Here is an 18737-nt window from a genome sequence, read left to right on the forward strand (position 1 = left end):
TAAAGACTGCTTTGTTGTTCGCGTGGTGCCGCCATGCGACTCTGTTCTGATGAATCTATTCCTATCGCAAGATATGGAACAAATCAAGAACATATGCGCGGCAGCTTCCCGTTCACGTGTTCTTGATATATGAAGCGCTTATGTTGTCCGTCGCTATCTCAACTCTGAATTCGGAAAGAGCGCTGGCTCACACGCTGTCGGCTCTGGTGCCCGCTGTCGTGGAGGGTTTGTTGCGCCGAGTTACGGTCATCGACCAGGGATCATCGGACGAAACCGCTCTCGTCGCGCTGGGCGCAGGCTGCGCCTTTTATGCCGAAATGGATATTGAAACAGCGCTTGATGAAATCCGCACGCCTTGGGTGCTGTTTTTGAAGCCGGGCGCTATCCCGCAGGAGGAATGGGAGGAAGTTCTCCGGCGCCACATGGAAGCAGATGGCGGCGCTGCACGTTTTTCACTGCCGGAAGACAGTGTCTTTGGTGCGGTCCGTAAAATCTTCAGTGATAAGGCAACGCTTGATACCGGGCTTCTGGTCCGGTTGGATATTGTAAAGCCCTTGCTGCTCGGTGGCGTGGCATTTGACCAGCTTCCACAGCACTTGCGACCAGTTCGCCTCAAGCATCGAATTTTGCCGCCTGATGAAGACTGAGCAAAACAAAAAAGCGAAGCTGGAAGCTTCGCCTTTTTCGTCAGACATGCTGACTGGATTAGTTCTGGTAAGAGGAAGGCGAAGCATCGCCAAAGCGATGAGCCGAACCATCCTGATAGACCGGAGCCTTGATTGAAGCAGGGGCGGTATAGTCGATCTTCTGGCTCTGCGTTGCAACCGGGGTGCGGTCGTTTGCATAAAGATCGGCAGGCTCGCCAACATGTGGGTTTTCAGCGAAAGCAGCACCGGCGCTAAGAGCAACAGCAACGGCAGCAAGAGCAAACTTCTTCATTTTCGTAATCCTTGTGGAGCGCTTTGCGGCCAAACGAAAACATTTGGCGCCGCATAAACGCATTGAAACAATCGCCCCTTCGGATGGCGTGGAAGCCGTTCCGGGGCCCCGGGTGGCAACCATGCCATCCATCGGGGAGATAACTGGGGAAGCTGAATGATTGGGAGGAATATCCAGCTTGGGAATTCATCGGGGCGTCATCGGCTGGGAGGCTTATGACGACGCCCTGTGCCTAAGTTTTCAGAAAACTTAGTTGCGGTAGCTCGAAGGCGATGCGTCACCGAAGCGATGAGCCGAACCGTCCTGGAAAGAGGACTGGCCGATCGAAGCGGGAGCGGTGTAGTCGACCTTCTGTGAAGCAACCGGCGTACGGTCGTTTGCATAAAGATCGGCAGGTTCGCCAACGCGTGGGTTTTCAGCAAAGGCAGCACCGGCGCTAAGAGCGAGGGCAGCGGCAGCAAGAACAATCTTTTTCATTTTCCTATCTCCTTGGAAAGTGGAGCGGCGTTTGTTCGTCGTTCCGATGCACCTCAAATGGGTGACAGTGGGGAAAAGTTCCAGTCACAAAAATGTTTAGTTGATCACACATTCGTGCGGCCAGATTGTTGGAGTATTGATGATGCATGAGAAATATTACAATATAATCAATATATTGAATTATATGCCAGTCTTCACAAAAATGTTGTGTAAGGCTTTTTGTTCAAAAACGGCGAACAGTCTGTCCCAATATATTGTCCAATCAGGGTGAACAATAGAGCGCTTTTTCGGGCTTTCGGGAGAGATGCTGTTCAGAGACTATTCTTGGAAGGGATGCTTTCGGTCGCGATTACGAACCAGTCAGGTCTTTCCGCTGAGAGATGTGTCGCTGCCCGTTCGGTGACAGCCATGTCTTCAAAGATTGCATAGCAGGTGGCCCCTGAACCTGACATCTGTCCGTAGAGCGATCCGCTCGCGCGAAGCAGGTCAAGCTTGTCACCGATCCGGGGGGCAAGCTTCAGAGCCGGGTCCAGAAGATCGTTGCGAGTTGTTTGCAGATAGGTGCAAAGAGATTTAACATCTGAATATGAGGCAAGGTGCAGTGCTGGATGATCCCGCTTGTCGAGCGCGCGAAAAACATCCGGCGTTGCGACAGCGGTTCCATCATTGATGAGCAGCATCGGCAAGGCTGGAAGTTCCGCAATCGGTGTCAGGTCTTCGCCGATACCGCGCGCCGCCAATGGCGTGCCTTTCGATGCGCCATGCAGGCACATGGGCAAATCGGCACCAAGAGCCAGTCCTATCTTGGCGAGTTGTTCAAAACCGAGATCAAGGCCCCACAACTCATCAAGTGCGAGCAGTGTTGCTGCGGCATCGCTCGATCCGCCACCTATGCCGGAGGCAATCGGAAGGTTTTTCTCCAGATGAATGGCGACTGGCGTCAAAGCTGCTTGCGCGCGCTCGCGCAAGGCCTCGCGCGCCTTGATAACCAGATTGCCGCCATCAAGCGGTATGCCCTTTGCAAAAGGGCCGCTGACAGCGAAGCTATCCTTCTCCGCAATTTCAACCCGAATGATGTCGCCATAGCGCGCAAAGACCACCAACATGTCGAGTAGATGGTAGCCGTCGTCACGACGTCCCGTCACATGCAGCGCGAGATTGATCTTTGCTGGGGCGAGACGTGTCACCGCATGGGTAAACCTGCCATTCGCGGGCGTTTCGCTTGTCGAAGAAAAGGTCATTTCTGTTTACGGACCGGGAATGGAGCACTTCCAGCAAAAGCGTGAAACGGTCTTGCGCAGGAAAATGCAATGAAACAAATAGTTAGAGCGGCTCTGTCAACTCTGACAGAATAGAAGCCGCCCTCGAGAAAACATTGCGTTCGACTGTGATGAGCGTTTGCATCACTTGATAACGAACTGTTCCTGACAGGAAGGTCAGTCCTTCTTGACGTAATATTCGCCGGTTTTAGGGTCCTGCACAAGCGTACCGTGAGCCCGGTTCTGCGCTTCCTTTTCCGCCTGACGCACACGCTGGGACACGCGCGAGGCTTCACGCTTGAACGAGCGGTAGCCGTACCAAGCGGCGGCGATGATCAGCAGCAGAAAAATGAGCTGGGGCATGGCCTCAAGTCCTTAAGGGTTGCAGTTCGGATCGCTGGATCGCAGCGGCCGAAATACCGGATGTTCAAAGGGGCGGGAGCGGCCCGCCCCGCTTCTTTACACCATATCATGGTGAAACAAGGGAATTCAAAGCTTTGGTTCGAAAATCAAAGCTGATTCTACGTCTTCGCTTTATTTTTAGAGTCCGTAACGGCCCCAAAGTGCCTTTTCTTCGGCTACCGACAGCAGTCCGTCACCGAGATGCGCGGCAATGGAAGCTGGTTCAAGCCTGTCGAGTGCCATATCGACACCGGGCACCTTGCGTCCCAAAAGTCCACGCTTCTGCTCCACGAGCTTGAGCTTGACCTTGTCGCCATAGATTTTGCGCAGGAAGCTCCGCATATCGCCAAGCCCGTCAATCAGGCCAAGCTGTTGTGCCTTGATGCCGGTCCAGAACAGTCCGGTGAACAGGTCCTTGTCCTCCGCAAGCTTCGCTCCACGCCGTTCCTTCACCATGTCGATAAAGGTCTCGTGGATTTCGAGCTGCAAGGATTTCAGCCGCTCAATGTCGGCTTTCTTCTCTGGCTGGAACGGGTCAAGTGTCACCTTGTTGGAGCCTGCCGTATAGACGCGGCGCTCAACACCGATCTTCTTCAGCAGCTCGGGGAAACCGAACGAGGCCGACACGACGCCAATAGAACCCACAATGGATGAGGGGTCGGCTATGATTTCGTCGCCGGCCAGCGCAATCATATAACCACCCGAGGCGGCGACATCTTCGACGAAGATGAAGACCCTCTTTTGATGTTCGGTGGCAAGGTCGCGAATCCGCCGGTAGATCAGGCGGGACTGTACAGGAGAGCCGCCGGGCGAGTTGAGCGAAATGGCGACAGCGGGCGCTTCCTTGTCGGTGAAAGCCTTTTCAAGGACCGCTGCCGTCGATGCCAGTGAAAGCATCGGACGGAATGCTGATCCACCCGACATGATGGCACCATGCAGTCGCACAACAGGTATTTCGATGGAAGCGGGGCGGAAGCGGCGTGGAACAAGGCGCGTCAATAAACCGGGCAAGGCGAACTCCTGCTAACTGAAATCATTCAGCGGAAATGTAGGAAGCAATATGGGAAACACAAAGAAACCGCTCGGAAATTTTGCTTCCGAACAGGAGCGTTGTTTCTATCAGGCATGATCTGGGCCGCAATCCGGTCGTACTGGCACAACAGCCAGGCTAGTTTTTAGATGAGGGCGTCGAGCCCGTTATTGATGCCGTCCGCGCGTTGGGTGAAGCCATGCCCCTCGCTTCCATGGAGAACAAGCGCTGGCATAAGCGAAAGGCCAGCGCGGCTTCCGCGTATCCCGGTCACGACGATGCGGATCGCTGCAGCATTGGGACGCGGTTGGACAGGAACGATCTTCAGGCCGCCAAATCGCCCCGACAATGCCTCAAGAATAGCAGAAATCGAGCCGGGTCGCGCAATAATGGCAATTCCACCGCCAGGTTTTACAACGGCTGCGGCAGTGCGCACCCATTGTTCAAACATGCCTTCGGGCATGACATGCGCTTCCGCTTTCAACGGATCGGGTGTGCTGCGATCACGCGCTTCGTTGAAGGGGGGATTCATGATGGCAAAGTCGAAACTGTTATCGACAAGCCCTGCGGCGATACGCGCCTTGCCTCTCAGGGCGACGTCGGCCTCGATCACGCTGATACGACTTGCCAGGGCGGTATTCAGCGGATGCGCAATGCTTTTGCGGGCAAAACCTGCCATGAAGGCCGAACGTTCGACAAGAGTGATATTGGTGTCAGGGCATCGGGAAGCGACTGCAAGTCCGGCGGCACCGGCACCGCTGCCAAGATCAATAACGCGCCCAGCAAAGCCGTTTGGAACGGCGCTCGCCAGAATCATGGCATCAACACCGGAACGATGACCTTTCAGCGCCGGCTGGATGAGATGAAATGCTCCGCGATGAAACACATCGAGTGTTTCTCCGGCTTCATCTTCGGTCTCCGAATGTGTTTCCGAATTCATTGATCGCGCAGTTCGTGTTCAATCTTGGCATCGATCAGGATTTGCCGCGCGTCTTCAAGCTGTTCTTCGCTGACCAGAAGGCGGCGCGGCAATACGCCCAAAGAGCCTTCGATGATGCTCATATTCGTGTCGGCAATGAAATAAGCGATCCCGGCCTCTTTCATCAAGGCCTCGGCAAAAGACAGCAGAACGGAATCATTCGTACGGATAAGCTCGATCATTTGAACAGTTTGTAGTGAATGCACCGCATTGACAACAGCTTCCTTCAATGGTGAACAGGCGTCGTAAGAGTAACGCCCAACAGTGCTTTGGGGCAGTTGCGACTTGAGCAATCCGGTCCGTTTCAATAATGTGGCCGGGCAGCTAGGAGAAATGGCATTGGGTGTGGTTCTGAATCTGGACGGCAAAAAGAAACAGGAAGGATCGGTTCAGCCGCTTGTCGATCTGACAAAGGCCGACATGGCACGTGTGAATGAGATGATCCTTTCCCGGGCCGGGTCCGATGTCGAAATGATACCGGAAGTCGCCAATCATCTGATTTCCTCAGGCGGCAAGCGCCTGCGTCCCATGATGACGCTCGCAGCCGCCCGTATGTTCGGCTACGAAGGCGACGGCCACGTACGCCTCGCGACCGCCGTGGAGTTCATGCACACTGCAACGCTGCTGCATGACGATGTGGTCGATGAAAGCGATCTGCGCCGCGGCAAAAGCACGGCGCGCATGATCTGGGGTAACCAGGCCAGCGTTCTCGTCGGCGACTTCCTTCTCGGGCAGGCTTTCAAGATGATGGTTGACGTCGGTTCGCTCGACGCGCTCGACGTTCTCGCAACTTCGGCGTCGGTGATCGCGGAAGGCGAAGTGATGCAGCTTGCCGCTGCCAAGAACATGGAAACCACCGAAGACGAATATCTGGCAGTCATCAAGGCCAAGACTGCGGCGCTGTTCTCAGCTGCCGGTGAGGTTGGCCCGATCATTGCCGGCGCACAACGCTCGGATCGCGCGGCGCTGCGCGATTACGGGCTCAATCTTGGCCTTGCCTTCCAGCTTGTCGATGACGCGCTCGATTATGGCGGTTCGGCAGCCGATCTCGGCAAGAATACGGGCGACGATTTCCGCGAAGGCAAGATCACGCTTCCGGTGATTCTGAGCTACCGTCGCGGCACCGACGAGGAGCGCGCTTTCTGGAAGCACGCGATCGAGGACGGCGCGAGCGACGATGCCTCGCTTCAAAAGGCCATAGGCCTGATGACGAAACATGGAGCGATTGCCGACACGGTGCAGCGCGCGCGGCATTTCGGCGAGATTGCCCGCGATGCTCTGGCACCTTTGAAAGCGACGCCCCAGAAGGATGCACTGATAGAAGTCATCGATTTCTGCATCAGCCGTGTGAACTGACCGGCAACAGCGGCAGACTCTGGCCAGCATTTCGTGAGGGCCAGGAACATTCAGGAAAAGCGTCCCGGCACGGAATGCTTTTCTTGCCCCGCCATCCCAAAAAGGCCATGCTTGGGGTGCCTTTTCCGGCAAAGAGAGAGCGTGCCCCAGCTTCTTTAGCTACTTGGGTTTGCTTGCCGGTATCTGTCACAGGGATTTGAGAAGAGGATAGGGCTTTATGCGGCAAGGATCGAAATACCGCCCGCTTTATGGTTTGCTGCTCTCGCTGCTGGCGGGGATCGCGATTCCTACTGGCGGTGCTTTGGCCAAGGCGACAACCAATCCCGCATCGCCCCCTTTCCGCGCCGGTTCGTTTGCCGGGGCCTATCTTGCCGGACGTACCGCCGAATCCGACAATAATCTCGCTACCGCTGTCGATTTCTATCGTCAGGCCATGGCGTTCGATCCGGGCAATGCACAGATCAAGCAGGATTTGCTGTTGGTATTGCTGACGGAGGGCCGCTTCAAAGATGCGCTGCCTCTGGCGGAAGAACTGAAGAACGTCCCGGATATTGAGCGTTTTTCACGCGTGGCACTTGCCATCGACGCCATAGACCGCAAGCAATATCGCAAAGTCGGGCCGCTGCTGATGCTGTCGCTGCAATCCGATATGGATCGCCTCGCGACCGGCTTTATGAATGCGTGGGTGAAGGTCGGGCAGGGCAATCCCAAACAGGCGCTCGCCGACATCCAGAAAATGCAGGGGCCGGAATGGTACGGCCTGTTTGTCACCTATAATTCGGCACTGATAGCCGATCTCGCGGGCCAGAAGAAGGAAGCGCGTGACTTCTACCAGCAGGCTATCGACGATAGGCCAGGTGGAAGTGCGGCTCCCGACACTTATGAACGCGTCGTAATGGCCTATGCCTCCTTCAAACTTCGTCAAGGCGACAAGGAAGGTGCGATCAAGACTCTGAACGATGCAGCCGAGCTTCTGAATGGCCGCATGACGATCACTGAAATGCGCGAAAAGATTGAGGCGGGCGAGAAGTATGGCCGCCTGATCAAAACCGCTCAGGAAGGTACTGCCGAAGCGCTCTATACGCTTGGCACCGCGATCAATCGCAGCGGCGCGGAAGCGTTTGCGAAGCTCTATTTACAGATGTCACTGCCGCTGCGTCCGGACAACGACGCGACGCTTTATCAGTTGGGCGATATTTCCGCCAAGCTGCGCCAGCCGGAGAAGGCCATCGACTATTATGGCCGCGTGCCGGAGAAATCGCCTTATCGCCGCGATGCGGAAATGCAGCGTGCACTCAATCTGGCGGAAAACGACCAGTCGGCGGAAGCCATCAAGCAGTTGCAAGTTCTGCTCGGCCGCGACAAGTCCGACATGCGTACTTATCTCGCGCTCGGTGGTGTCTATGCGCAGGACAAGAATTTCGCCGATGCTGCGAAGATTTACGATGCTGCGGTTGAACAGATCAAGACGCCGGAACGTAAGGACTGGCCGCTATTCTACCAGCGCGGCATCGCCTATGAACGCCTGAAGCAATGGGACAGGGCTGAGCCCAATTTTCGCAAGGCGCTGGAGCTTTATCCCAACCAGCCGCAAGTGCTGAACTATCTGGGTTATTCCTGGGTCGACCGGGGTGAAAATCTCGATGAAGCCCTGGGCATGATCAAGAAGGCGGTAGAGCTGCGCCCGCAGGACGGTTATATCGTCGACTCACTGGGCTGGGCCTATTACATGCTGGGCCGGTATGATGAGGCCGTGGTCGAACTGGAAAAGGCGGTCAAGCTTCGCCCCGAGGACCCGACGATCAACGACCACATGGGCGATGCCTATTGGCGTGTGGGGCGTCTTCTGGAGGCGACGTTCCAGTGGAATCATGCCATCGCAGGCAAGCCCGAACCGCAAGATCTGGCCAAGATCGAGGAAAAGTTGAAGAAGGGCCTGCCGGACATTCCGGGGCAATCTTCCGCTGGTACAGAAAAGCCTGCCGAGGACAAGCCTGCCGAGGACAAGTCTGATAGGGCAAAGCCGGAGGCTCCAGCACCGTCAAAAGTGCCTTCCGCACCGTCTGACAAAGCCCCTGAGAAGCCGACAATGCACTAAGAACAATATGCAGGCTGCCGGTTTCAGCGTGGTGTGACACGGAAACTGACAGCCTGTGCTTGACCCTGCCGTGCTGACAAATTAGACCGGGCCATCATTTCAATTACAAGGCCCGACCCCGTGTCCAGTACGTTGCCAGCACATATGCACCCCACCCGGTCCTTTCAGGGCTTGATCCTGACGCTTCACAACTATTGGGCGGAACATGGTTGCGCTATTTTGCAGCCATACGACATGGAAGTTGGTGCCGGTACGTTTCACCCGGCAACGACGCTGCGCTCGCTGGGACCGAAGCCCTGGAAGGCTGCCTATGTTCAACCTTCGCGTCGCCCGAAGGATGGTCGTTACGGTGAAAACCCGAACCGTCTTCAGCACTATTACCAGTATCAGGTCATCATCAAGCCATCGCCGCCAAATCTTCAGGATCTCTATCTCGGTTCGCTGCGCGCCATCGGTCTCGACCCCACGTTGCACGACGTGCGCTTCGTGGAAGACGACTGGGAAAGCCCGACGCTTGGCGCCTGGGGTCTGGGATGGGAATGCTGGTGCGATGGCATGGAAGTGTCGCAGTTTACCTATTTCCAGCAGGTCTGCGGCATCGAATGCTCGCCGGTTTCCGGTGAGCTGACCTACGGTCTCGAACGCCTGGCCATGTATGTGCAAGGCGTGGACAATGTGTATGACCTCAACTTCAATGGCCTCGAAGGTGACGAAAAGGTGACCTATGGCGACGTGTTCCTGCAGGCTGAGCAGGAATATTCCCGCTACAATTTCGAGATGGCCAATACCGAAGTGCTGCATCAGCACTTTATCGACGCCGAACGCGAGTGCGAAGCCATCCTGAAAGCCGGTGCTCCACAAGAGGCGGGGAGTGTCGAAGCCACGACGAGGAATGTACATAAGTGCGTATTCCCGGCCTATGACCAGTGCATCAAGGCATCCCACGTCTTCAATCTGATGGATGCGCGCGGCGTGATCTCGGTTACCGAGCGCCAAAGCTATATCCTCCGCGTCCGCAATCTCGCGCGTCAGTGCGGCGAGGCATTCCTTCTGACGGATGCCGGTGGTTTCAATTTTAAGCGCGAGGGCGAGTAATTATTATGCCTGATTTACTGCTCGAACTTTTCTCGGAAGAGATTCCTGCGCGTATGCAGCGCAAGGCTGCCGGTGACCTGAAGAAGATGATCACCGACGGCCTGGTGGAAGCCGGTCTGACCTATGAAGCTGCGACCGCTTATTGGACCCCGCGCCGCCTGACGCTCGACATTCGTGGCCTCACCGTGCGCTCCAAGGATGTGCATGAAGACATCAAGGGTCCGTCGGTTGCCGCCCCGGAGCAGGCTATTCAGGGCTTTTTGCGCAAGGCTGGCCTCAGCGATGTGTCTCAGGCGCATGTGCATTCCGATCCGAAGAAGGGTGATTTTTACGTCGCTCATCTGACCAAGCCCGGCCGCGCTGCGGAAGAAATCGTTGCCGAGCTGGTGCCGCAGACGATCCGCAATTTCCCATGGCCGAAATCCATGCGCTGGGGTGCGGCTTCGGCCAAGCCGGGTTCGCTTCGCTGGGTTCGCCCGCTGCAGTCCATCCTCTGCACCTTTGGTCCCGAGACCGAGGAAACAGTGGTGATTGATTTCGATGTCGATGGCATCAAGTCGGGCAATGTCACCTATGGCCATCGTTTCCTGAGCGACGGTCAGCCAATCAAAGTGCGCCGCTTCGAGGATTATGTCGAAAAGCTCGAAAAAGCTTTCGTGGTTCTCGATGCCGAGCGCCGCAAGGAAATCATTTCGCAGGACGCGCATAATCTCGCATTTGCGTCCGGGCTTGAGCTGGTCGAGGACGAGGGCCTTCTGGAAGAAGTGTCGGGTCTTGTCGAATGGCCGGTCGTGCTGATGGGTGAATTTGAGGAAGAGTTTCTTGCGATCCCGCCGGAAGTTATCCGCCTTACCATCCGCGCTAACCAGAAGTGTTTTGTCACCCGCAAGCAGGGTGAAGCGCAAGCCCTGTCCAACCGGTTCATTCTGGTGTCGAACATCGCTGCCCGCGATGGCGGCACGGAAATCGCCTATGGCAACGGCAAGGTGGTGCGCGCACGTCTGTCGGATGCGCTCTATTTCTGGCACACCGATCAGCATGATCTGCCGGACCTCGACAAGCTGGCCGTATCGGCGGAAAAGTTTGGTCTTGACCTGAAAAAGCCGCTCGATCAGCGTATGGCGCGTCTGGATGCACTCAATGTGACTTTCCATGCGAAGCTCGGTACGCAAGGCGCTCGCGTTGAACGCATTCGCGAGCTGGCAGCACAGATTGCTCCGCTGGTTGGTGCCGATCCGAAACTTGCCACCCGTGCGGCCGTGCTCGCCAAGGCCGATCTGCAAACCGAAGTTGTCGGAGAATTCCCCGAGCTTCAGGGCGCTATGGGGCGCAAATATGCGTTGCTTCAGGGTGAAGACGAAGCCGTCGCCGCTGCAATTGAAGAACATTACAAGCCACAAGGCCCGTCCGATGCCGTGCCGAAGAACCCGGTTTCTGTTGCTGTTGCGCTGGCCGACAAGCTCGACACGCTGGTCGGATTCTGGGCCATCGACGAAAAGCCGACGGGCTCGAAGGACCCCTACGCATTGCGTCGCGCAGCGTTGGGCGTGATCCGGTTGCTGCTGTCGCAGGAATGGAAATTCCCGCTGCTACCGCTCTTCCGCTCGGCGTTTGCCGCGCTGAAAGAAGGGCAGGTCCAACGCAAGTTGCGCGAGTTTCAAGCCAAGCTTGCTGCGGAAGACTCCGGTGACGTCGACGGCGAGCAGGATGTCGACAACGCATTGGCCAACTATGAAAAGCAGGTTCGCGCCGAGGCGGAAGCATCGTCCGAGCCGGTACTGGCCGATCTTCTGTCCTTCCTCCATGACCGTTTCAAGGTACATCTGAAGGAAGAAGGCGCACGTTACGACGCAATTGACGCCGTATTGGCGCCGGAAGCCGACAATCTGCTTTTGGTCGCGCGGCGCTTAGAAGCGCTGATCGTCTTTATCAATGAAGAAGATGGTAAAAACCTTCTGGCTGGCACCAAGCGCGCCGCCAACATTCTCGCTGCCGAAGAGAAGAAGGGTACCAAGGTCGCGGAGAGCGTGAACGCTTCCCTTCTTCGCGAAGCGGAAGAAAAGGCGCTGTTCGAGGCCGTCACTCTGGCTTCGCAAGATGCCGAGGCTGCAATTGCCCGTGAAGACTTCAACGGTGCGATGCTGGCGCTCGCCAAGCTGCGCGGTCCTGTTGATACTTTCTTTGAAAAAGTGCTGGTCAACGATGAGGACGAAAATGTCCGAGCCAATCGTCTGGCATTGCTCGATCAGATTCGTGCGGCCACCGGAAAAGTGGCGGATTTCTCCAAGATCGCTGGCTGACTATTGGCAGTACGAAACAATATGGCGCCTTCGGGCGCCATTTTTTTACTTCAGGCTGGGTCTGAGCACGAGAGAACTGAGGTCGATTTCGCCGGACGCTCCGGCCCAAGTATCGCCAACCACCCGCACCGGCTTGGCAGGGTCAAAGTCTTCAGCTGGCGTGGCGGGCGTTTCAAGAAGATCGTCTGGGACTGGCTGCCCCTGCATACGCGCCATATAGGCACGGGCGCGCTTGCGGCGGGCCTCGATTGCCTTCTGGGCGGCCAGTTCTGAGGCCTGTTTCTCCGCGCAAGGTCCACAGACGGGCAGTCCGTTGGCGCCGATTTTGTCGTAGCCGATATAATCTATGGAACCGACCTGGTAAGTGGATGGCGCGCGCTCATCCCCGTTTGCGGAAGCAATTGCGGGCAGTCCGATGGCCGTCAACGAAATAGCGATAAATCGCGATAACATTATTCACCTCACGCATGAATAATATCATTATGCCCTGAAAAACCTAACAAAACGCAATTTTCCATGCGCAATCATGATCGTCTTTCCGCGTTCTTCCCCGAATAGAGTCCGAGTTTGCTTGCGCATCGCTTGCACCGGGGCTTGAGCTTGTGTAGGCAGAACGGGCTTAACTTGGGACGCCCGAGAGGCGGAAAGCCAGTGTCCGATACAGTCAAATTCGATGATGAGGCAGTCCCGCGCGCGGTGGAAGTGCTGCGGCGCGGCGGTCTCGTCGCCATTCCGACCGAGACGGTCTATGGCCTTGCCGCCGACTCTGCGAACGGTGAGGGTGTGGCCGGTATCTTCGCGGCCAAGGGGCGACCTCAGTTCAACCCTCTGATTGCGCATGTGAGCGGCATCGCCATGGCCGAGCGCTATGTCACTTTTGACGCTCTTTCACGCAAGCTTGCCGAGATGTTCTGGCCGGGTCCGCTGACCATCGTGCTGCCGCTGAAGGAAAGGCAGGATACGGACCGTCCGATCCATCCCCTTGTAACCGCCGGACTTTCGACCCTTGCCGTTCGTATGCCGCTTGGCCGTGTGCGCGATATCATCACTGGGCTTGATAGTCCTGTGGCAGCACCGAGCGCAAACACGTCGGGGCGCATCAGCCCGACAAGCGCTCGTGCCGTTGCAGACGATCTCGGCAACAAGCTTGATCTGATCCTCGATGCCGGTCCGTGCGGTGTTGGAGTTGAATCCACCATCGTCAAGGTTGACGGCAATAAAGTGCATTTGCTCCGTCCGGGCGGACTGGCTGCGGAAGAGATTGAAGCCGTCATCGGCGAAAAGCTCGTGCGTGCCGACCACTCCTCTGCAATTCAGGCGCCGGGCATGATGGCTTCGCATTATGCGCCGGATGCTGCGATGCGGCTTGGCGTCGGCTCTGTGCGGCCGGGTGAAGCCCTGCTTGCCTTTGGCCCCCATCGCGTGGCCGGGGCTGATGCGGCAACGGCGATTATGAACCTGAGCGCTGACGGAAATTTACGTGAAGCTGCAGCCAATCTGTTCGATTTCATGCGCAGGCTGGATGCGACTGGTGCCAAGACCATCGCCGTTGAACCTATCCCCTTTGAGGGCCTCGGCGAGGCCATCAATGACCGTTTAAAGCGCGCGGCGGCCCCGCGTTAATATCATTCTATTAAGAGACAGACTATGCTGGACACCGCTCTGATCGAACGTTTCTCCGCCATCGTGGGCGAAAAGAATGCGCTCACCGCGCCGGAAGATCTCGCCGCTTATCTCATCGAGCAGCGCGATCTCTATCACGGACGTACGCCGCTTGTCCTTCGTCCAGGCTCAACGGAAGAAGTCGCGGCCATCATGAAGCTTGCCAGCGAGACGAAAACGCCGGTGGTGCCGCAGGGCGGCAATACCGGTCTCGTCGGCGGCCAGCAGCCGGATGAAAGCGGCGCGGCCATCATTCTGTCGCTGGGCCGCATGAATCGCATCCGCAATCTCGATACGGTCGGCAATCTGGTGACGCTCGAAGCGGGCGTGATATTGAAGAATCTTCAGGATACCGTTGAGAAAGCCGGGCGCCTGTTTCCGCTTTCGCTGGGCGCAGAAGGCTCGTGCCAGATCGGTGGCAACCTTGGCTCCAATGCTGGCGGCACGGCGGTTCTTGCCTATGGCAATATGCGCGAGCTTTGCCTCGGTCTGGAGGTCGTGCTGCCGACCGGCGAGATTCTTAACGATCTTCGCTATGTGAAGAAGGATAATACCGGTTACGACTTGAAAGACCTTTTCGTTGGTTCGGAAGGCACGCTCGGTATCATCACGGCTGCAGTGCTGAAAATCTTCCCGCAGCCAAAAGGCAAGGGTGTGGCTTATGCGGGCCTTCGCAATCCGGAAGACGTGCTGCGCCTGTTCCAGCTTGCAACGGAACATGCAGGCCCGTCGCTGACCGGCTTCGAGCTCATGCCGCGCGTCGGCGTAGAATTTACCGTGCGTCATGTCGACGGTGTGCGCGATCCGCTCGAAAGCCCGCATGACTGGTATGTGCTGATCGATATTTCCTCGTCCCGCTCGGAAGAAGATGCGCGCACGACACTGGAAACCATCCTCACTGAAGCCTTTGAGAACGACATTATTCAGGATGCCGCCATTGCGGAAAGCGTAGCGCAGGCACAGTCCTTCTGGAAAATGCGTGAGGAAATGTCCTGGGCGCAGAAGCCGGAGGGCGGCTCGATCAAGCACGATATATCCGTGCCGGTCGCTTCGATTCCCGCCTTCATCCACCAAGCCAATGCCGCGACGCTGGAAATGATTCCCGGTGCGCGTATCGTTTGCTTCGGCCATATCGGCGACGGCAACCTGCATTACAACGTTTCGCAGCCTGTCGGCGCCGACAAGGAAGCTTTCCTTGCGCGCTGGCATGACCTCAATCATCGTATCCACACGATTGTCGCGAGCTATATGGGCTCGATTTCGGCTGAACACGGTATTGGTCAGCTCAAGCGGGAAGAACTGGCTTTCTTCAAGCAGGATGTTGCGCTCGACCTGATGCGCCGTATCAAGTCGGCTTTCGATCCGGCAGGCATCATGAACCCCGGTAAGGTTCTGTAGAAATAACACTATTCCTGAATGCCAGACGGGCGGTATTAACCGCCCGTTTGTTTTGGTAAACAAGTCTTCAGAAGAATTTCCGAATTCTTACACCTGGTTGCAATCTGCTAACCAAAGGAAAAGGCAGGGAAAAGTTAACTTAACTCATTAAGCCCGCCGGTAATAAACCGCGCCTATTGTCCATCTCAACGAAGAGCAAAAGCTCGACAAAGGGAAGCCGGAACAACCGGCTCTCAAAAAGCAAGTCCAGCAAAAGTGCGTAGCGGTTTTGCGTTGGAACTTGCGTAAAAAAGAGACAGAGAGACAGAGGCGTCGAAAATGATGAGCAAGGGACTGAAGCCCGACTGGGCGGGACGAGAATTGCGGCTCGATCCGTTTCATTTTCCACAGGTGGTGACCTACGCAACCCACGACGGCAGCACCGACGTTACCTTCACCATCAATGAGCGTGGCGCAGTGATCCGGCAGGTTCTGCCTTCAAGCGGCCTGCCGATGTCGATTGCTCTCCCGGCCAACGCATTTGTTGGTGTTGCCGCCCGTGCGGTGGAAGACGAGTTCGGCGAAATCACCGTGACGCTGGAGCTGATGCATGAAGATCCTCAGCTCTCCGTTCCCTTGCTTGTTGCACATGATCTGACCGACGTTGCCGCTGACTGGCGCGCTTGGGCCGCGAGCTTTAATCTGCCGATGATGCTGGTTGAGGAAGATGGCGTCGCCCGTCCGCTTTATCAAAGCACGGGCGCGGTCCGCACCAGCCAGCCACAGGCTCGCCGTCAGGGGCAGGAGCCGCGCCGCCGTCGCCCGCGTTTTCTCGCCCGCCGCAAGACCGGTACGCTTGGCGTCCGTTTGGTGATCTCCGGCAAGGAAATCATTGCTCGCAATTGAGTTAGAGCGCATCCCGAAAGTGTGAAACGGTTTTCGGACGAGGTGCGCGTCAAAACAAACAGTTAGAGCGCCGATCTGATTCAATCAGATCAAATGCGCCGTAGAAAGGGTCGCCCGAGAAAAGGTGACCCCTTCAAAGATCTTGGCTGACCTCCAAAAAAGCCCCCGGATGTTCTTGGGCGCATCCCAAAAAGTGGAAATCCGCTTTTGGAAAAGATGCGCCGGTAAAAGAAAACATCCGGGTTTATTTTTTGCGCATCAGGAAGGCCATCACAGCCTCGCGGGCTTCATCCGAAGTCAGGCGCTCAGCGAAATGCTTGGCTTCTCGGGTGATGCGATCAGCGATATTCTCGGCAGGCAGGCGCATCAGGGCGCGGGCGATCTGCATAGCCTGTGGCGGCTTGGCAGCAATTTCTTCCGCTGCCTTCATCACTTCCGCTTCCAACGCGTCCTCGGCAACAATCTGATAGACGATACCTGCTTCCTGCGCGGCTTCCGCCGTGAAACCGTGGCCGAGCGCCAGGAGGGCGAAGGCCTTCTGGCGGCCCATCAGTGAAGGCGCGAGCAGGCTGGACCCCGCTTCCGGCACGAGGCCAAGATCGACAAATGGTGTGCGGAACAATGCGCGCGAGGTTGCAAAAGTCAGATCGCAATGAAAATGGATCGTCGTGCCGACGCCGATGGCGAGCCCATCGACGCCTGAAACGATAGGCTTTTTGGTTTCCGCCAGCGGAATGAGAAAATCCAGAATTTCATTACTGAAACTGCTGTCGCCCGTCGCAGCCGCCATGAAATCCTGCATATCGTTGCCGGAAGAAAAGGCACCTGGCACGCCGAGGAACACATGCGCCCGTACCGCGTCGTCGGCATCGCCGTCCTTCAGTGCCTTCGCCATGGCGGCATACATGGCGCGTGTGATGGCGTTTTTCTTTTCCGGTCGGTTAAGACGGATGATCTGGACCGCGCCTTTGCGCTCGATCAGAATATGTTCGCTCATGCTTACGCCTCCAGCGCGGATTTGGCAGCAGCAAGGCTGGAAGCGCCGGTGATGACCGTATCCTTGAGGGACGAAACTTCGGCCAGCATATTTTCCGCGAAGAACCGGCTCAGCACCGCACGGCCGCTATCTTCGCCGGCGAGTGCTGCACGTGCGAGATAGGCGCCGCCGGAAACGAGTGACAAAAGCCGCTGATAAGGCGTAGCCCCTGCAAGTGCTGCTTCAAGCTGCCCTTCGGCAATTGCCTTTTGCAACCAGTCGGTCGCTTCACGGGCTTCGCTGATGGCCCTGGAGAGGCGCGCGCCGGTTTCACCGAGCTCCGGGCGATTGGATGCGGTGGCCTTGTTAGCATCGTCCTGCAGTTCTGCAAGGAAGCCCTTGATGTGCTCGCCATTGCCGAGCGGCAACTTGCGCGCCACAAGGTCGATGGCTTGAATGCCATTGGTGCCTTCGTAGATCGGTGTGATGCGGGCATCGCGCAACAATTGCGCTGCACCCGTTTCTTCGATGAAGCCCATCCCGCCATGAATCTGGATGCCGAGTGAAGCAACATCCACACCCGCATCGGTCGCGAAGCTTTTTGCGAGCGGGGTCAGCAAGCCGGCGCGATCGGACCAGAATTGCTGGTCTGCGCCGTCCGTTGCATGGCTCATATCGATGGCATGTGCGCAGGAATAGGTGATCGAACGGGCAACCTGCGTCAGCGCCTTCATGGTCAGCAACATACGCTGAACATCCGGATGTTCGATGATCGGACTCATGCCTGCCTTCGGATCAGCACCGATCGCGCGGCCCTGCTTGCGTTCCTTGGCATAGGCAAGAGCCTGCTGATAGGCAGCTTCGGCAACTCCGACGCCCTGAATGCCGACAAGAAGACGAGCATTGTTCATCATGGTGAACATGCAGGCCAACCCACGATTTTCCTCGCCAATCAGATAGCCGACTGCTCCCTGTTCCTCGCCCTTTACGAAACCGTCGCCGTAGATCATGGTGCAGGTTGGCGAGGCGTGGATACCCATTTTGTGCTCAAGGCCCGAACAGAACAAATCGTTGCGGCGGCCAAGCGAGCCGTCTTCATTGACGAGAAACTTTGGCACGAGGAAAAGCGAAATGCCCTTTGTTCCTGCCGGGGCATCCGGCAGGCGCGCCAGCACCAGATGCACGATATTGTCCGTCAGGTCATGCTCGCCATAGGTGATGAAAATCTTCTGGCCGAAGATGCGGTAGCTGCCGTCATCGGCACGTTCCGCACGGGTACGAAGTACACCAAGGTCAGAACCGGCGTGCGGTTCTGTGAGGTTCATCGTACCCATCCACTCGCCGCTGATGAGCTTTTCGAGATAGATGTCCTTCAATTCCTTGGAAGCGTGCTTCTCTATCGCTTCGACCGCGCCCATGGTCAGCGTCGGGGCGATGGCGAAGGCCAGCGTGCCGGAGTTCCACATCTCGCTCACGGCCACTGACATCATCGCTGGCAGGCCTTGACCGCCATATTCCGGTGTGCCGGTTAGCGAGTTCCAGCCGCCTTCGATCCAGTCGCGGTATAGCTCTTTCCAGCCCGGTGCGGTCGTAACAACGCCGTCCTTGACGGTGGCGCCGTGTTTGTCGCCGGTGATGCGCAGAGGTTCTACGCGCTCGGACGCAAACTTACCGGCTTCTTCGAGAATGGCTTCGGCAAGATCCGCTGAAAATTCAGGGAAGCGGTTGTCATCAAGGGCTTTTTCCAGTCCCGCAACCTTCATCAGTGTATGGGAAATTTCAGAAACCGGCGCGCGATACATCTTTCCTCCGAGTATATTTCGCGGGCTTCTCCTCGGAAGCCCGCCCTGCGCCGGTGCTTTATGCAATCCGGCAGGAGCC

The 18737-nt window shown here is 56.9% G+C and carries 18 protein-coding genes; 8 read left to right on the plus strand and 10 right to left on the minus strand.

Translation table 11 applies throughout. The annotated features are described in order from the left end of the window. Positions 1-140: 140 nt before the first annotated feature. Positions 141-647 (plus strand): glycosyl transferase, encoded by a 507-nt coding sequence (locus FJQ48_RS01625; protein ID WP_139973472.1) that lies wholly within the window; start codon positions 141-143, stop codon positions 645-647. Positions 648-705: 58 nt separating this feature from the next. Here FJQ48_RS01625 and FJQ48_RS01630 read toward each other — a convergent pair whose 3' ends face one another. The 7 genes from FJQ48_RS01630 to FJQ48_RS01660 form a co-directional block, all read right to left on the minus strand. Beyond that, on the minus strand, positions 706-939 hold the full coding sequence (locus FJQ48_RS01630) for a hypothetical protein (RefSeq protein WP_139973473.1): 234 nt from the start codon (positions 937-939) through the stop codon (positions 706-708). A gap of 249 nt (positions 940-1188) precedes the next feature. Then, positions 1189-1416: a hypothetical protein gene (locus FJQ48_RS01635; RefSeq protein WP_139973474.1), complete on the minus strand. Its 228-nt coding sequence runs from the start codon at positions 1414-1416 to the stop codon at positions 1189-1191. 311 nt (positions 1417-1727) lie between these two features. After that, the gene (locus tag FJQ48_RS01640) at positions 1728-2657 is read right to left on the minus strand and encodes a 4-(cytidine 5'-diphospho)-2-C-methyl-D-erythritol kinase (protein WP_139973475.1); all 930 of its coding nucleotides are present in this window, start codon (positions 2655-2657) and stop codon (positions 1728-1730) included. 195 nt (positions 2658-2852) lie between these two features. Further along, entirely contained in the window at positions 2853-3038 is a 186-nt protein-coding gene (locus FJQ48_RS01645) for a membrane protein (protein WP_006466164.1), read from the minus strand. A 177-nt stretch (positions 3039-3215) separates the two neighbouring features. After that, positions 3216-4088, minus strand: coding sequence for a S49 family peptidase (locus tag FJQ48_RS01650; protein ID WP_139973476.1), 873 nt, complete (start codon positions 4086-4088; stop codon positions 3216-3218). Positions 4089-4252: 164 nt separating this feature from the next. Continuing rightward, entirely contained in the window at positions 4253-5047 is a 795-nt protein-coding gene (locus FJQ48_RS01655; protein ID WP_139973477.1) for a methyltransferase, read from the minus strand. After that, positions 5044-5268, minus strand: coding sequence for a DUF2007 domain-containing protein (locus FJQ48_RS01660; protein WP_139973592.1), 225 nt, complete (start codon positions 5266-5268; stop codon positions 5044-5046). The genes FJQ48_RS01655 and FJQ48_RS01660 overlap by 4 nt, the downstream gene beginning before the upstream one ends. A gap of 157 nt (positions 5269-5425) precedes the next feature. On the opposite strand from FJQ48_RS01660, the gene FJQ48_RS01665 reads away from it, so the two are divergent. The 4 genes from FJQ48_RS01665 to glyS all read left to right on the plus strand — a co-directional run bounded on the left by FJQ48_RS01665 (position 5426) and on the right by glyS (position 11935). Beyond that, the gene (locus FJQ48_RS01665) at positions 5426-6442 is read left to right on the plus strand and encodes a polyprenyl synthetase family protein (RefSeq protein WP_139973478.1); all 1017 of its coding nucleotides are present in this window, start codon (positions 5426-5428) and stop codon (positions 6440-6442) included. Positions 6443-6659: 217 nt separating this feature from the next. After that, positions 6660-8540, plus strand: coding sequence for a tetratricopeptide repeat protein (locus tag FJQ48_RS01670; protein WP_139973479.1), 1881 nt, complete (start codon positions 6660-6662; stop codon positions 8538-8540). 144 nt (positions 8541-8684) lie between these two features. Next, positions 8685-9635 carry a glycine--tRNA ligase subunit alpha gene (locus tag FJQ48_RS01675; protein ID WP_139973593.1) on the plus strand — a complete coding sequence of 317 codons (951 nt, stop codon included), beginning with the start codon at positions 8685-8687 and terminating at the stop codon, positions 9633-9635. 5 nt (positions 9636-9640) lie between these two features. Further along, the gene (glyS, locus tag FJQ48_RS01680; RefSeq protein WP_139973480.1) at positions 9641-11935 is read left to right on the plus strand and encodes a glycine--tRNA ligase subunit beta; all 2295 of its coding nucleotides are present in this window, start codon (positions 9641-9643) and stop codon (positions 11933-11935) included. A 45-nt stretch (positions 11936-11980) separates the two neighbouring features. Here glyS and FJQ48_RS01685 read toward each other — a convergent pair whose 3' ends face one another. Then, positions 11981-12388, minus strand: coding sequence for a hypothetical protein (locus FJQ48_RS01685; RefSeq protein WP_139973481.1), 408 nt, complete (start codon positions 12386-12388; stop codon positions 11981-11983). Between the two features lie 198 nt (positions 12389-12586). Between FJQ48_RS01685 and FJQ48_RS01690 the strand changes: the two genes are divergently transcribed. From FJQ48_RS01690 to FJQ48_RS01705, 3 genes are all read left to right on the plus strand, one after another. Further along, complete coding sequence (locus tag FJQ48_RS01690) at positions 12587-13558, plus strand: L-threonylcarbamoyladenylate synthase (RefSeq protein WP_139973482.1); 972 nt, start codon at positions 12587-12589, stop codon at positions 13556-13558. Between the two features lie 24 nt (positions 13559-13582). Next, positions 13583-14995 (plus strand): FAD-binding oxidoreductase, encoded by a 1413-nt coding sequence (locus FJQ48_RS01695; protein WP_139973483.1) that lies wholly within the window; start codon positions 13583-13585, stop codon positions 14993-14995. A 318-nt stretch (positions 14996-15313) separates the two neighbouring features. Next, complete coding sequence (locus FJQ48_RS01705) at positions 15314-15880, plus strand: DUF6101 family protein (protein ID WP_139973484.1); 567 nt, start codon at positions 15314-15316, stop codon at positions 15878-15880. Positions 15881-16124: 244 nt separating this feature from the next. Here FJQ48_RS01705 and FJQ48_RS01710 read toward each other — a convergent pair whose 3' ends face one another. After that, on the minus strand, positions 16125-16877 hold the full coding sequence (locus FJQ48_RS01710; protein WP_139973485.1) for a crotonase/enoyl-CoA hydratase family protein: 753 nt from the start codon (positions 16875-16877) through the stop codon (positions 16125-16127). A 2-nt stretch (positions 16878-16879) separates the two neighbouring features. Next, a complete protein-coding gene (locus FJQ48_RS01715) occupies positions 16880-18658 on the minus strand; it encodes an acyl-CoA dehydrogenase (protein ID WP_139973486.1) in 1779 nt (592 codons plus the stop codon). Positions 18659-18737: the final 79 nt, after the last annotated feature.

Origin of the sequence: Ochrobactrum sp. CGA5 (assembly GCF_006345815.1) — a bacterium.
Classification (GTDB): Bacteria; Pseudomonadota; Alphaproteobacteria; order Rhizobiales; family Rhizobiaceae; genus Brucella.

What these genes read in the sequence shown, in the direction of transcription:
- FJQ48_RS01670 (WP_139973479.1), top strand. Translation starts at nt 6,660, where the DNA reads ATGCGGCAAGGATCGAAATACCGCCCGCTTTATGGTTTGCTGCTCTCG.
- FJQ48_RS01655 (WP_139973477.1), bottom strand. Translation starts at nt 5,047, where the DNA reads ATGAATTCGGAAACACATTCGGAGACCGAAGATGAAGCCGGAGAAACA.
- glyS (WP_139973480.1), top strand. Translation starts at nt 9,641, where the DNA reads ATGCCTGATTTACTGCTCGAACTTTTCTCGGAAGAGATTCCTGCGCGT.
- FJQ48_RS01715 (WP_139973486.1), bottom strand. Translation starts at nt 18,658, where the DNA reads ATGTATCGCGCGCCGGTTTCTGAAATTTCCCATACACTGATGAAGGTT.
- FJQ48_RS01675 (WP_139973593.1), top strand. Translation starts at nt 8,685, where the DNA reads ATGCACCCCACCCGGTCCTTTCAGGGCTTGATCCTGACGCTTCACAAC.
- FJQ48_RS01685 (WP_139973481.1), bottom strand. Translation starts at nt 12,388, where the DNA reads ATGTTATCGCGATTTATCGCTATTTCGTTGACGGCCATCGGACTGCCC.
- FJQ48_RS01635 (WP_139973474.1), bottom strand. Translation starts at nt 1,416, where the DNA reads ATGAAAAAGATTGTTCTTGCTGCCGCTGCCCTCGCTCTTAGCGCCGGT.
- FJQ48_RS01645 (WP_006466164.1), bottom strand. Translation starts at nt 3,038, where the DNA reads ATGCCCCAGCTCATTTTTCTGCTGCTGATCATCGCCGCCGCTTGGTAC.
- FJQ48_RS01625 (WP_139973472.1), top strand. Translation starts at nt 141, where the DNA reads ATGTTGTCCGTCGCTATCTCAACTCTGAATTCGGAAAGAGCGCTGGCT.
- FJQ48_RS01630 (WP_139973473.1), bottom strand. Translation starts at nt 939, where the DNA reads ATGAAGAAGTTTGCTCTTGCTGCCGTTGCTGTTGCTCTTAGCGCCGGT.
- FJQ48_RS01660 (WP_139973592.1), bottom strand. Translation starts at nt 5,268, where the DNA reads ATGATCGAGCTTATCCGTACGAATGATTCCGTTCTGCTGTCTTTTGCC.
- FJQ48_RS01705 (WP_139973484.1), top strand. Translation starts at nt 15,314, where the DNA reads ATGATGAGCAAGGGACTGAAGCCCGACTGGGCGGGACGAGAATTGCGG.
- FJQ48_RS01710 (WP_139973485.1), bottom strand. Translation starts at nt 16,877, where the DNA reads ATGAGCGAACATATTCTGATCGAGCGCAAAGGCGCGGTCCAGATCATC.
- FJQ48_RS01695 (WP_139973483.1), top strand. Translation starts at nt 13,583, where the DNA reads ATGCTGGACACCGCTCTGATCGAACGTTTCTCCGCCATCGTGGGCGAA.
- FJQ48_RS01640 (WP_139973475.1), bottom strand. Translation starts at nt 2,657, where the DNA reads ATGACCTTTTCTTCGACAAGCGAAACGCCCGCGAATGGCAGGTTTACC.